Origin of the sequence: Paenibacillus humicus NBRC 102415 (assembly GCF_004000905.1) — a bacterium.
Lineage (GTDB): Bacteria > Bacillota > Bacilli > Paenibacillales > Paenibacillaceae > Paenibacillus_O > Paenibacillus_O humicus.
In genome coordinates, this window is sequence record NZ_BIMD01000023.1 from 16,954 (window position 1) to 30,744 (window position 13,791).

The 13,791-nt window shown below is 59.1% G+C and carries 14 protein-coding genes; all 14 read left to right on the top strand.

The features are described 5' to 3' along the window. Positions 1–2 precede the first annotated feature (2 nt). The 14 genes from PHU01S_RS14675 (at position 3) to dnaG (ending at position 13,783) form a co-directional block, all read left to right on the top strand. Entirely contained in the window at positions 3–974 is a 972-nt protein-coding gene (locus PHU01S_RS14675; protein ID WP_021877527.1) for a PhoH family protein, read from the top strand. 17 nt (positions 975–991) lie between these two features. Next, the gene (locus tag PHU01S_RS14680) at positions 992–3,241 is read left to right on the top strand and encodes an HD family phosphohydrolase (protein ID WP_049867682.1); all 2,250 of its coding nucleotides are present in this window, start codon (positions 992–994) and stop codon (positions 3,239–3,241) included. Further along, positions 3,238–3,738, top strand: coding sequence for an rRNA maturation RNase YbeY (gene ybeY, locus PHU01S_RS14685; protein ID WP_127508181.1), 501 nt, complete (start codon positions 3,238–3,240; stop codon positions 3,736–3,738). The genes PHU01S_RS14680 and ybeY overlap by 4 nt, the downstream gene beginning before the upstream one ends. Positions 3,739–3,744: 6 nt before the next feature. Then, positions 3,745–4,110, top strand: a complete 366-nt coding sequence (locus tag PHU01S_RS14690; protein ID WP_021877524.1) for a diacylglycerol kinase — start codon at positions 3,745–3,747, stop codon at positions 4,108–4,110. A 45-nt stretch (positions 4,111–4,155) separates the two neighbouring features. Next, positions 4,156–4,599, top strand: a complete 444-nt coding sequence (gene cdd / locus PHU01S_RS14695; RefSeq protein ID WP_048749905.1) for a cytidine deaminase — start codon at positions 4,156–4,158, stop codon at positions 4,597–4,599. Position 4,600: 1 nt separating this feature from the next. Beyond that, positions 4,601–5,542, top strand: a complete 942-nt coding sequence (gene era / locus PHU01S_RS14700) for a GTPase Era (RefSeq protein WP_048749906.1) — start codon at positions 4,601–4,603, stop codon at positions 5,540–5,542. Between the two features lie 108 nt (positions 5,543–5,650). Further along, entirely contained in the window at positions 5,651–5,818 is a 168-nt protein-coding gene (locus PHU01S_RS14705; RefSeq protein WP_083436658.1) for a YqzL family protein, read from the top strand. Positions 5,819–5,916: 98 nt separating this feature from the next. Beyond that, on the top strand, positions 5,917–6,780 hold the full coding sequence (recO, locus tag PHU01S_RS14710; protein WP_069202439.1) for a DNA repair protein RecO: 864 nt from the start codon (positions 5,917–5,919) through the stop codon (positions 6,778–6,780). Between the two features lie 115 nt (positions 6,781–6,895). Beyond that, positions 6,896–7,054, top strand: coding sequence for a hypothetical protein (locus PHU01S_RS25815; protein WP_021877521.1), 159 nt, complete (start codon positions 6,896–6,898; stop codon positions 7,052–7,054). A gap of 410 nt (positions 7,055–7,464) precedes the next feature. Beyond that, positions 7,465–8,352 carry a glycine--tRNA ligase subunit alpha gene (gene glyQ / locus PHU01S_RS14715; protein ID WP_049869661.1) on the top strand — a complete coding sequence of 296 codons (888 nt, stop codon included), beginning with the start codon at positions 7,465–7,467 and terminating at the stop codon, positions 8,350–8,352. Beyond that, positions 8,345–10,432 carry a glycine--tRNA ligase subunit beta gene (gene glyS / locus PHU01S_RS14720; protein ID WP_127508183.1) on the top strand — a complete coding sequence of 696 codons (2,088 nt, stop codon included), beginning with the start codon at positions 8,345–8,347 and terminating at the stop codon, positions 10,430–10,432. Before glyQ ends, glyS begins: the two co-directional genes overlap by 8 nt. A 60-nt stretch (positions 10,433–10,492) precedes the next feature. Next, positions 10,493–11,323, top strand: coding sequence for a pyruvate, water dikinase regulatory protein (locus PHU01S_RS14725; protein ID WP_373864541.1), 831 nt, complete (start codon positions 10,493–10,495; stop codon positions 11,321–11,323). A gap of 97 nt (positions 11,324–11,420) precedes the next feature. Beyond that, complete coding sequence (locus PHU01S_RS14730) at positions 11,421–11,894, top strand: YaiI/YqxD family protein (RefSeq protein WP_246029243.1); 474 nt, start codon at positions 11,421–11,423, stop codon at positions 11,892–11,894. Positions 11,895–11,935: 41 nt separating this feature from the next. Next, on the top strand, positions 11,936–13,783 hold the full coding sequence (dnaG, locus tag PHU01S_RS14735) for a DNA primase (RefSeq protein WP_021877515.1): 1,848 nt from the start codon (positions 11,936–11,938) through the stop codon (positions 13,781–13,783). Positions 13,784–13,791: the final 8 nt, after the last annotated feature.

Below are 13,791 nucleotides of genomic sequence, written 5' to 3' on the forward strand. Positions count from 1 at the left end.
GCTTGCCAACTGAGACGAAAACCGCCAAGATCGTGTTAGACAACGCTGCGGAAGGGCTTGCTTTGTTCGGTCCCCGCGATCACTATTTGAGAATGATTGAAGCTCTGACGTCCTCGCAGATCCGGTCCCGCGATGCCGAAGTCGTCATCAGCGGGCCGGCCGAAGAGGTCGATTCCCTGGAGCAGCTCTATTCCGTCCTGCTTCAGCTCTTTCGAGGGGGCTACACCCCGAGCGAGAGAGATATCATGTACGCTTTCGAATTGTCCCGCACGCTTGAAGCCGACCAGCTGCTTGACTTGTTCAAGACGGAGCTGACGACGACTTTCCGCGGCAAGCCGATTCGGGTCAAGACTTTGGGCCAGCGCCATTACGTCAAGATGATCAAGGCCAGGGACGTCGTGTTCGGCATCGGACCGGCCGGCACGGGCAAAACCTACCTGGCTGTCGTCATGGCTGTCGCTGCGCTGAAGGAAGGCGCGGTCAAAAGAATTCTGCTTACCCGTCCTGCCGTCGAGGCGGGCGAGAATCTCGGCTTCCTTCCCGGCGACCTGCAGGAGAAGGTGGACCCGTATTTGCGCCCGCTCTACGACGCTCTGCATGACGTCATGGGGCCGGAGGCGACCGCCAAGGCGTTCGAGCGGGGAATCATCGAGATCGCGCCGCTCGCGTACATGCGCGGACGGACTTTGGACGACTCCTACATCATTCTGGACGAGGCCCAGAATACGACTCCCGAGCAGATGAAAATGTTTCTGACGCGGCTTGGCTTCGGATCCAAGATGATCGTAACGGGCGACGTCACCCAGATCGACCTTCCGAGAGGCAAGAAATCCGGTCTCAAGGAAGCGCAGCGCATCCTTACGGACATTCCGGAGATCGGCTTCATCCAATTCGTGGAGCAGGATGTCGTCCGGCATTCCCTTGTGCAGAAAATCATCATGGCCTACAATGAGGATGCTGAAATCCAAGCATAGAGAGGACTGTTGGCGGCATGGACCGGAAAAGGGAAGACAGCCGGAATCCGGCTGAGCAGCCTTCATGGATCTATAAATGGAAGCAGAGCCCAGTAATTCGAACGGGGCTCTGCATTTTGTTCGTGCTGCTGTTCTACTTCAACTTGTCCCCGCATCTTGTTCCGGAGACGTACAACATCACCCTGGATCAAGCAAGCGACCGCGACATCGTCGCTTCCAAAACCGTGGAGGACAAGATCGCCACGAAGCGGGCGCAGGAGCAGGCCGCCGAGTCGGTGGAGCCGATCTCCAGCTCTCTGCCGCTCAAGCCGGATTCCATTCTCAACCGGGTGTTCAACCGGATCGAGCTGCTGAATCAGGATGAGGGCGTCACCGAAAGCAACAAGATCGACATCTACCGGAGCGAAATCCCGAGCTACTACAGCGAATACTTGGACGAGTTCAGCCGCCTGAACCAAGGCAAGCCGGGAATCAGCGATACGCTGCTGGAGGAGATGGCCAAAGCCGCCAAGGCGCAAGCCTACGCCGTCCCTGCAGAAGTGTTCTACAAGCTTCCGAGCCTGACCTCGGCCCAGATCGCGGAGATGAGGCAGGTCGGAGTGACCGTCGTCCGCAAGCTGTCGGCCGATCCGATCCGGGAAGCCGAGACGGCGCGCGCCAAGGTGGCCGAGCTCGTGAACGCCAGCTCGCTCACGCAGCGCACGACCCGCGAGATCGTGCAGGAGCTCGCCCGCATGTCGCTCATGCCGAACAAGTTCCCGGACAACGCGGCGACCGAGGAAGCCAGGAATCTCGCGAGAGAGAACACGACCCCCGTCATGATCAAGGAAGGCGGCATCATCGTCAAGAAAGGCGAGGTCGTCGGCAAGGAGAAATACGACATGCTGGCGGGAGCGGGCATGCTCGGCGGGCAGCGCACCTACTGGCCGCAGCTTGGGCTTTTGCTGGCGAGCGTCCTGTTCGTGCTCATGATCATGGTCTACTTGCAGCAGTCCGGCAGCATCAGCGGCGTGAAGCCCCGCTACAACAACATGCATCTATTCATGCTGTGGCTGATCAATCTGCTCAATCTAGCCTTGATGCAGGCAGCGGGGCTTACGCAGTCGGCTTCAATGCCTTACGCGGCCTACATCGCTCCGGCAGCCGTCGGCACGATGCTCATCACGCTGCTGCTCGACAAGCAGCTGGCGATCGTCAGCTCATTCCTGTTCGCCATCATGGGCAGCGTCATCTTCAACGCCGACCAGAACACGCTGTTCGACTTCCGGTACGGCTTCGTCATCAGCGTCGTCTCGTTCAGCGCGATCTTCAGCGTTCACCGCGCGAGCCAGCGCTCGACGATTCTGAAGGCGGGCATCATGGCGAGCCTGTTCGGGACGGTGTCGGTACTGGCGATCCTCCTGCTGGGCGATCTGCCGGAGCGCAAGGACATCCTGTACTCGCTCGGCTTTGCCTTCGGCAGCGGACTCGTCACCGCCGTGCTCGTCATCGGGCTGATGCCGTTCTTCGAGCTTACGTTCGGCATCCTGTCCGCGCTGAAGCTCGTGGAGCTCTCGAATCCGAACCATCCTCTGCTCCGCAAGCTGCTGACGGAGACTCCGGGTACGTACCATCACAGCGTAATGGTCGGCAACCTGTCGGAGGCGGCGGCGGAGGCGATCGGGGCAGACGGGCTGTTATGCCGGGTAGGGTCGTTCTATCACGACATCGGCAAGACCAAGCGGCCCAACTACTTCATCGAAAATCAGACGAACATCGACAATCCGCATGATTCCATCGATCCAAAGCTGAGCAAGTCGATCATTACGGCGCATGCCAGAGACGGAGTGGAAATGCTGAAGGCTCACAACATGCCGAAGCCGATCCGCGATATCGCGGAGCAGCATCACGGCACGACGTCGCTGAAGTTCTTTTATTTCAAGGCGGTCAAGGAAGCGGAGGCGGAAGGAAAGGAAATCGCCTTCACGGAGGATGATTTCCGGTATCCGGGGCCGAAGGCGCAGTCCAAGGAGGCCGCGATCGTCGGCATCGCCGACTGCGTGGAAGCCGCCGTACGGAGCCTGCGCAACCCGACGATGGAGAACATCGAGTCGATGATACACAAAATCATCAAGAGCCGGCTGGACGACAATCAATTCAATGAATGCGACCTGACGCTCAAGGAGCTGGACCGGATCGCCCAGACGCTCAAGGAAGCTGTCATCGGCATCTTCCACTCGCGGATAGAATACCCGGAAGACGTGAAACCAAAGGAGAAGCTGGCATGAGTCTGAAATTGGAATGGAGCAGCGAGCAGGAAGCGTTCGATATCCCCGCGGAGTGGGGACAGAGGCTGGAGCAGCTGCTGCAGCTTGCAGGAGAAGCCGAGGGAATGACGGAGGGCGAGGTTGTCGTCACGTTCGTGGACAACGCCCGCATTCATGAGCTCAACAAGGAATACCGCGGCATCGACCGTCCGACGGACGTTCTCAGCTTCGCCATGCAGGAGGATGGGGAGGACGAGCCGGAAATCGTATTCGAGGTCGAGGACGAGAGCGAGCCGCTGCCTTACCCGGACTCGCTTGGCGATATCGTGATATCCGTCGAGACGGCTCGGAGCCAGGCGGAGGAATACGGACATTCCCTGGAGAGGGAGATCGGCTTTCTGTTCGTGCATGGCTTCCTTCACCTGATCGGATACGACCATCAGGACGAGGAAGCGGAGACGGTCATGACGGCCAAGCAGGAAGCCGTCCTGCAGAAGGCCGGCCTCCCCCGGACGTAGAAGGACATGAGACGCTTTCTTGCCAGCCTGGGGCTCGCGGGATCGGGCATCGGCCATGCGGTTCGCACCGAACGTCACATGAGAGCGCATCTCTTCATGTTCGTGCTGGCGATGGCCTTGGCTTCCTGCCTTGGACTCAAGCGGACGGAGTGGGCGCTGCTGCTGCTGGTATCCGCCCTCGTGCTGGCAGCGGAGCTGATCAATACCGCCATCGAGAGGGCGGTCGACCTGGCTTGCGGCGGCGAGCTTCATCCGCTGGCCAAGCTGGCGAAGGATACGGCATCCGGCGCGGTGCTGGTCTGCGCGGCAGCGGCAGCGGCGGTCGGCATCATCATCATGGGGCCGCCGCTGTGGCGGCTGCTCGTGACATAAGAAGAACCGGGGTTATATTCCCCCATAAGGAGATTAGGAAGCTAGATGAAGGCAGATCCGGTAATTGAGCAACTGAGTGAGCAGCTGTATGAATCGGCGCGCGAAGCGATGAGCAGGGCATACGTACCTTATTCCCATTTTCAGGTCGGAGCCGCGTTGCTCGATGAGCATGGCCATATTCATCTTGGCTGCAACATTGAAAATGGCGCCTACAGCCCCGGCAACTGCGCGGAGCGCACCGCGTTGTTCCGCGCCGTCGCCGACGGCTGCGCGCCGAAAAGCTTCAAGGCGATTCTTGTCATCGGCGATACGCCGGGGCCGATCTCGCCATGCGGCGTATGCCGCCAAGTGCTGTCGGAGCTGTGCGCTCCGGACATGCCGGTCATCATGACCAATCTGTCCGGCTCCAGAAGCGTCATGACGGTTGCCGAGCTTCTGCCCGGCGCTTTCTCTCTGGAAGAGAGCCGGAACAAGAAGGAGGACAACTAAGATGGCAGGTGGAGCAGCAGGCAAAGGTCCCGATAGCACCGGCAAGGGAAATAAAGGATTCCGCTCGGGATTCGTCGCGATCGTAGGCCGTCCGAATGTCGGCAAATCGACTCTCATGAACCATATGATCGGACAAAAAATCGCGATCATGTCCGACAAGCCTCAGACGACGCGCAACAAGATCCATGGCGTGCTGACTCGCGAAGGCTCGCAGATCGTATTCCTGGACACTCCAGGCATCCATAAGCCTCAATCCAAGCTGGGCGACTATATGATCAAGGCAGCCGAAGGAGCGCTGTCCGAGGTCGAGGCGGTCCTGTTCCTGATCGACGTCTCCGAAGGAATCGGCGGCGGCGACCGTTTCATCATCGAACGGCTGAAATCGGTCAAAACGCCGGTATTTCTGATCTTGAACAAAATCGACAAGGTCGAGCCGGAGAAGCTGCTCGAGACGATCGTCCAGTACAAGGACCTGTACGATTTTGCCGAGATCGTTCCGATCTCCGCGCTTCAAGGCAGCAACGTCGACCGGCTTCTGGAGCAGCTGGAGCGCTACTTGCCGGAGGGACCGCAATATTATCCCGCCGATCAGGTCACCGACCACCCGGAACAGTTCGTCTGCGCCGAAATGGTGCGCGAGAAGATTCTCCAGATGACGCGCGAAGAAGTGCCGCATTCCATCGCCGTCACGATCGAGGACATGAAAGTCCAGGAAAACGGCGTCGTTCAGATCGGAGCCGTCATCTTCGTCGAGCGGGATTCGCAGAAAGGCATCATTATCGGCAAGCAAGGCGCGATGCTCAAGGAAGTCGGCAAGCGCGCGCGCCGGGATATCGAAGCGCTGCTGGGCTCCAAGGTATTCCTGGAGCTGTGGGTCAAGGTCAAGAAGGACTGGCGCAACCAGGACCGCGTGCTCAAGGACCTCGGCTATCGCAGCGAATGAATTCCTGCATGGAATTGTCAGCATAGCCGACGCTCCTTTATCGCATTCTAAAGAGGACGACGCCTGCGGGGGCGTTTTCCACTTCGAGAGGCGAAAGGGTGTTGCTTCATGCGGGATTTTTCGTGGACCTATTTTGCGCGGACCGGTGATGTAGAGTCATTTCTGCTTTACAAGGAAGTGGATCAGCTTCGCGAGGCATCCGGCACAGCCGGAATGGCCGCCGCGGCGGAAGCTGCCGAAGAAACGGGAGAGGCGGAGCAGGCTGCCATCTTCTGACTTCCGGCAGCATGAGCAGGTCCGGAGCGAGCGCTCCGGACCTTTTGCATGCGGAGAGTCCGAGGATTCCCTCCGATGGGCGAAAGGGGATGGTGTCCATGCTGTACCGAGTCGAAGGGATTGTGATCCGCAGCACGGATTACGGGGAAGGCAACAAGATCGTGACGCTGCTGACGGATACGGTCGGCAAGGTCGGGGTCATGGCGCGGGGAGCGAAGAAGGTCAGAAGCCGGCATACATCGCTCGTCCAGCCGTTTACATATGGGGAATTCGTTTTTTTTCGCAATGCGGGATTGGGAACGTTGAATGCCGGGGAGATCATGGAATCAAACCATCGGCTGCGGGAGGATCTGGATTTGTCGGCTTATGCCGCGTATGCGGCCGAGCTGTGCGACAGAGCCTTCCAGGACGAAGAGGCCGGAGCCTATCTGTTCCATCAGCTCAAGGCCTGCTACGACGGGCTTCGGGAAGGGAAGGATCCGGCGGTCGTCATTCATCTGTTTGAAATGAAAATTCTCGAAGCAGCCGGATACGGCCCGCAGCTGTTTCAGTGCATCAATTGCGGATCGGACCAGGGACCGTTCCGGCTCAGTGCGGATGGGGGCGGAATTCTCTGCCGCCGCTGCCATGGCAGGGACCCGCGGGCGATTCCGCTCGAGGAGGGGACGCTGCGGCTGCTTCGGCTCTTGTCGGCTATCGACATGCGCAGGCTCGGCAATATCCAGGTTCGTCCCGAAACGAGCAAGCAGCTGAAGACGGCGCTGCGCGTTCTGATGGACACGCATCTCGATCTTCGGCTGAAATCGCGTTCCTTCCTGGATTCGCTGGAGCGGTTCGCTCCGGATCCGGCGGCGCCGGCCGTTCCGCGCCGGCGGATGCCAGCGCCCGAGTCTGCCGAGGACAGTCCGTCTGAAGCTTCGCCGTCCGGCGGCGAGGAAGCGGTGGATCCGGAGGACGCTTAATGGCATAATGGTGCACGGCTTGCTTGAACCTTTTCTTGATAGGGTAAGCATCTTTACCCGAGGCCGTTGATGGCCGGATACGGGACAATCAACGTTCAAAAGGAGAGTGGCCGGCATGGCGAACCAAATCAATGCAGGAAATCCCGATGAACGGGACAAGCAAAACCCGGAGAACAATTCTCCGGAGCAGACCCGCAAAATCGAGCAGGGGCAGAACATAGATCCTCAAGCGGAAGGCAGCAGCAAGCCTGTTTCGGCTGACAAGCAGTCCTGAGTCCTGAACGTGTCTAGAACATGAATTCCTTCATGAGGCTGAACCCGGGAGTTGACAAACCCGTTCCTGAAGAATAAAATAAATCAATATGTATAACGGACTATGATGGAGAAGGTATCTGCGGCAGATCCGATCAGCGAGCCGGGGGCAGTGCAAGCCCGGCCGGACGACGCAGATGACAGGCGCTCCGGAGTGCGTGTTGTTCAGGAAAGAGGGCATTCGGACGGCGGCCTGCCGGAAGAAGCCAAGTAGGGTGGAACCGCGGGAGCAGACTCTCGTCCCTACGTCTGTGCGTCAGACGTAGGCGGCGAGGGTTTTTTGCGTGCATACAGCCCCTCTCCCTTCCATCTGACGGCATCCCCGGATTCATGGATCCGGGATTCCATCCCACTTGAAGGAGAGTGCATATGATGAATTTTCAAGGCATGATTCTGACGCTGCAGCAATTCTGGGCGGAACAGAACTGCATTCTGGTCCAGCCATACGACGTGGAAAAGGGCGCCGGAACGATGAATCCGATGACATTCCTGCGCTCCATCGGCCCAGAGCCGTGGAACGTAGCCTATGTGGAGCCATCCCGGCGTCCTGCTGACGGCCGTTACGGCGAAAATCCGAACCGGCTGTATCAGCATCACCAGTTCCAGGTCATTCTCAAGCCTTCCCCGGACAATATTCAGGAGCTTTACCTGGAAAGCCTCAAGCGTCTGGGCATCGATCCGCTGCATCACGATATCCGCTTTGTCGAGGACAACTGGGAGAACCCGTCACTCGGCTGCGCGGGCCTTGGCTGGGAAGTATGGCTGAACGGCATGGAGATTACGCAGTTCACCTATTTCCAGCAGGTCGGCGGCATCGAGACAAGCCCGGTATCCGGCGAGATCACGTACGGGCTGGAGCGTCTGGCTTCCTATATTCAGGAGAAGGAAAATGTTTTCGACCTCGAATGGGTAGAAGGAGTCTCTTATGGCGATGTCTTCCTGCAGCCTGAGTACGAGCATTCCAAATATACGTTCGAAGTCAGCGACTCGGCGATGCTGTTCCAGCTGTTCTCCATGTACGAAGGCGAAGCCCGCCGAGCCATGGAGCAGAACCTCGTATTCCCGGCTTACGATTATGTGCTGAAATGCTCCCATGCGTTCAATCTGCTGGATGCGAGAGGCGCGATCAGCGTTACGGAACGGACGGGCTATATTACGCGTGTCCGCAACCTCGCCCGCACCTGCGCGGCCACTTACCTGGAGGAGCGGGAACGCCTCGGCTTCCCTTTGCTGAAGAAAGGAGCTGAGCAGAATGGCTAAGGATCTGCTGTTCGAGATCGGTCTTGAGGAAGTGCCTGCCCGCTTCGTGCGCGCAGCCGTGAACCAGCTGAAGGACCGGACGGCCAAATGGCTGGACGATTCCCGAATCGGCCATGGAGACATCCACGCTTACGCGACTCCGCGGCGTCTCGCCGTGCTTGTGGAAGGCGTGGAGGAAAAGCAGGCCGACGTGCATGAGGACGTGAAAGGGCCATCCCGTAAAATCGCCCAGGATGCCGAGGGGAACTGGAGCAAGGCGGCGGTCGGCTTCGCCCGCAGCCAGGGCGTGGAGCCCGAGGCTCTGTTCTTCAAGGAGCTTGCGGGAGTGGAATACGTCTATGCCAGCAAAAGCAGCATCGGCACCGACACGGCAACGGTGCTGCCGGAAGGCCTCGCCGGCATTCTGGCCGCGATGACCTTCCCCAAAAACATGCGCTGGGGCAGCTACGATCTCAAATTCGTTCGTCCGATCAAATGGCTGATCGCGCTGCTGGGAAGCGAAGTCGTTCCTCTGGAAATCGCCGGCGTCCGCAGCGGCAACGTGACGCGCGGACATCGCTTCCTTGGAGGCGAGACGGCAGTGGAAGAGCCCGCCCGTTATATCGAAGCTCTCCGCTCCCAGCATGTCATCGCCGATATCGCGGAGCGCGAGAAGCTGATCGTGGAACAGATCGAAGCGCTTGCTGCAGAAAAAGGCTGGACGATCTCCATCAAGGACGATCTGCTGGAGGAAGTGCTGTTCCTCGTCGAAACGCCGACCGTGCTGTTCGGGACGTTCGACTCCGCCTTCCTGGAAATTCCGCAGGAGGTGCTGATCACCTCGATGCGGGAGCATCAGCGCTACTTCCCGGTGCTGGACGGCAGCGGCAAGCTGCTGCCCTACTTCGTGACGGTGCGCAACGGGAATTCCGTCTCGCTCGTGAACGTCGCCAAAGGCAACGAGAAGGTGCTCCGAGCCCGCTTGTCCGACGCGAAGTTCTTCTATGACGAAGACCAGAAGCTTCCGATCGCCCAAGCTCTCGGCAAGCTGGAAAATGTCGTCTATCACGAAGAGCTCGGCACGGTAGCGGACAAGGTCCGCCGGATCGTCAAGCTGTCCCGAAGCATCGCAGAAGCTCTGAAGGCGGATCCGCAGGCCGCTGGCGATGCCGTCCGCGCGGCTGAAATCTGCAAATTCGACCTCGTGACTCAGATGGTGTACGAGTTCCCCGAGCTGCAAGGCATCATGGGCGAAGACTATGCCCGCAAAGCCGGCGAGCGCGAAGAAGTGGCCCGGGCTGTCAATGAGCATTACCAGCCCCGCTTCTCCGGCGACCTGGCTCCGGCTTCCCTGGCGGGAGCCATCGTCAGCCTGGCGGACAAGATCGACACGATCGTCGGCTGCTTCTCGATCGGAATCATTCCGACAGGCTCGCAGGATCCTTACGCCCTGCGCCGTCAGGCAGCCGGCATCGTCCAGATCGTCCTAAGCCATCGGATGGCGGTCGGCCTTGGAGAGCTGTTCGGCTTCGCCCTTGATATTCATGCCGAGCGGGGCTTGAAACGAAGCGGGGATGAAATCCGTAAGGAGCTTTACGATTTCTTTGCCTTGCGCCTCAAGAACGTGCTTACGGAACAAGGCAACCGCTACGATGTGATCGATGCGGCGCTGGCGGCCGGATTCGACGATCTCAATATGGCCGTCAGCCGCGCCGGAGCGCTCATCGCGCTGGCGACCGGACCGGACAAGGACGACTTCAAGAGCGTCGTGGACGCCTTGACGCGCACCGCCAATCTTGCCGCCAAAGCGGAGGAGGGCGCAGCCGTCGACGCTTCCTTGCTGGAGGCGGAAGCCGAGCGCAGCCTGTTCGAGCATGCCAATGGCGTTCACGTCCGGTTCGCGGCTTCCATGGAAGCCGGCGACGCCCATGGCGCGCTGGCCCGTCTGTCGGAACTGCGCGGCCCGATTACGGCGTTCTTCGACAGCGTCATGGTCATGGCCGATGATGCAGCGGTACGCCGCAACCGCCTGGCGCTCCTGTCGCAGATCGCCCGCGATGCGGCGGCCTACGCAGATTTCTCCAAGCTGGTCTGGTCCTGATATTCTCTCGGCCCGCCTTAAGGCGCACCCCTTAAGGCGGATTATATTTGGATAGGGGGTATGACCGGCATGAATCAGCCGGCTCAGATTCGCGATGTGATCGTATATGTCGTATCCGATTCCGCCGGGGATACGGGCGAGCTCGTCGTCCGTGCCGCAGCGGCCCAGTTCCATCCCATCGTGCCCCAGATCCGGCGGGCTCCGTTCGTGGCGGACGAGCAGTCGCTGGCCAAGGTGGTCGAGCTTGCCAGGGGCAACGGAGCGATCATTCTGTATACGCTCGTCCTTCCCCATTTGCGGGAAGCGATGACCACTCTGGGAGCTGCAAGCGGAGTCGAGACGATCGATCTGCTCGGCCCGCTGGTCGCCAGCCTCGAGAAGAAGACTGGAATGCCGTCCAGGCAGGAGCCCGGCCTCAACCATGTGCTTGACGAGGATTACTTCCGCAAGGTCGAAGCGGTAGAATTCGCAGTCAAATATGATGACGCTAGGGATACAACCGGCGTCAAAAAAGCCGATATTGTTCTTGTAGGCGTATCACGGACGTCGAAAACCCCGTTGTCCATGTATCTCGCCCACAAGAAATACAAAGTCGCCAACGTCCCGCTCGTGCCGGAACTGAAGCCGCCGGACGAGCTGTTCTCGGTTCCAAGGGAGCGGATTGTCGGCCTTACGATCGACGTCCATTATCTCAACGTCATCCGCAAGGAGCGGCTCAAGGCGCTCGGCCTGCCTGACAGCGCCTCCTATGCGACGGCGCAGCGCATCGAGAGGGAGCTCCTCTACGCCAAGGAGATCATGGACCGGATCGGCTGTTTTGTCATCGACGTGTCCCACAGGGCGGTCGAAGAAACGGCAAGCCTTATCATGGAGCATGTCCGGGGCAGCTGAAGCTCCGTCATGGAACACATCCGGAGCATTTGCAGCCTCGTGATGAAGCATGACCGGAGCGGCGGCTGCGCCCGAGGCAGGACGGGTTGACGGGAGGATCCTATTGAGAGAGCCGTTTGTGATCGTTGTTGACGCCGACGCTTGTCCGGTCAAGCGGGAAATCATCGATACTGCAGCCGCCGCATCCGTGCCGGTGGTGCTGGTCTCGTCCTATGACCATCGCTTGGAGAGAGAGCCCGGCACGGAAGTGGTCCATGTGGACCGAAGCAGCCAGTCGGCCGATCTTTATATCCTGAACCGCATCCGCCGCGGAGATATCGTCATTACCGGAGACTTTGGACTTGCCGCCATCGCGCTGGCCAAGGGAGCCGAAGTGATCGGGTTTCGCGGCCAGAGCTACACGGACGGGAACATCGACTTCCTGATGGCCCGCCGGCATGAGCAAAGCGTCATCCGACGCAGCGGCGGAAGGACCAAAGGACCTAAGGCCATGACGTCGGAAGACCGGGTCTGCTTTCAACAAAAGCTGACAAAAGTTTTGAAGCACAGGCAGGAAAACGATAGGGTCTAGCGAATAGTATTACGTGTTATTAAGACGAAGGTGATGAACGAGTGGCATATGGCAAGATACCGGACAGCGTCATCGATGAAGTGCGCCGGCATCATGAAATTGTGGACACGGTAGGGAAGTACGTTCATCTAACCAAGAACGGCAAATACATGAAGGGGCTGTGCCCGTTCCATTCCGAACGGACTCCCTCCTTCACGGTCACGCCGGAGCTGCAGATTTTTCATTGCTACGGCTGCGGCAAAGGCGGCAACGTCATCCGGTTCATTGAAGAGATCGAGGGCTACACTTTCCCTGAAGCCGTCCGCCATTTGGCGAAAGAGGCGGGGATGCCCATTACATGGGACGCGTCCGACGATAGCTCTTCGCCTCGTGACCCCGAGCTCGAGCGCCATTATGAGGCGCATGAGCTTGCCGCCAAGTTCTACCATTATCTGCTCAACAATTCCGCCCAGGGCCAGGAAGCTCGCGCTTATCTGCTCTCCAGGGGGCTGAACAGCAAGCTGATCGACGAGTTCTCCATCGGTTTTGCGCCTGAAAGTTGGGACACGCTCTCCAGATTTCTGACCTCCAGGGGCTACGAGCCCGAGCTGCTGGAACGAGCGGGACTGCTTTCGGCCAAATCCGACGGCAGCGGCCACGTCGACCGTTTCCGAGGACGGGTCATGTTTCCGATCCGCGATCGGGACGGCAAAGTATGCGGCTTCGGCGGACGCATCATGGACAACTCCCAGCCCAAATACTTGAACTCCCCGGAGACGAGGCTGTTCGGCAAAAGCAAGCTGCTGTACAATCTGCACGCTGCGCGGCCGGTCATGCGCAAAAAGCGTTCCGGGGTGCTGTTCGAGGGGTATATGGATGTCATCAAGGCATGGAGCGCCGGAGTCAAAAACGGCGTGGCCACGATGGGAACCGCTTTGACCGAAGAGCAGGCGAAGCGGCTTTCAAGGGATTTGGAGGAAATCATCCTCTGTTACGACGGAGACGACGCCGGCCAAGCCGCCGTCATGAAGAACATCCCGATCCTGGAGAAGGCCGGGCTTCGCGTGCTCGTCGCCATGCTGCCCAAGGGCATGGATCCGGACGAATGCATTACCCGTTTCGGCGCGGAGACCTTCATGCGGGAGACGATGGACAATCCCGTGTCGGTCACGAAATTTAAACTACTATATTCACGCAGGAGTCATACACTCATAGGAGAAGAGGGCCGCAAAAATTATGTCATGGAAGCCGTTGGCATTGTAGCGGAACTGGATTCCCGAACGGAACAGGAAGTGTATCTGAAGGAATTGTCGCGAGAATTCGAAATTTCCCTGGAATCGCTGAAGCAGGATTGCCACAGGCTGTACAGCGAACGCCAGAAATCCAGGCCGGACAGGGATAAGAACGACAATTCGTGGAATAATGGTAGGAATGAAACGAGGCGTGCGCCTGCCGCGCCTGCACTGCTGCCCGCTTACCAGCGCGCGGAACGCAGGCTGCTCGGCGTGATGATACGGGATGCCGAAGTCGCACGGAGCATTTACGACCGGCTCGGAGATGCATTCAACGTGGAGGATCACGCGGCGCTTGCTGCTTATTTATACGCCTATTACGCGCAAGGGCATGAGCCGGATGCTAGCCGGTTCATCGCTTCGCTGCAGGATGACCGCCTGGAGAGGGCGGCGGCTTCCATTCTGATGCATGAGGATTCGTCTCCTTTTGACGAGCATCTGCTTTCGGCCTACATTCATGAGATTCTGAAGGTGCCGCAGCTGAGGGAAATCGAGCTCAGGAGAGAAGAAGCCCTGCGGGCGGAGCGGAGCGGCGACGTGCTGAAGGCGGCCAAGATCCAAAGTGAGATTATCGCCCTAGAAAGACAGCTAATGAAACGGCAGGACGAACATTTCTAGGGAGGAGG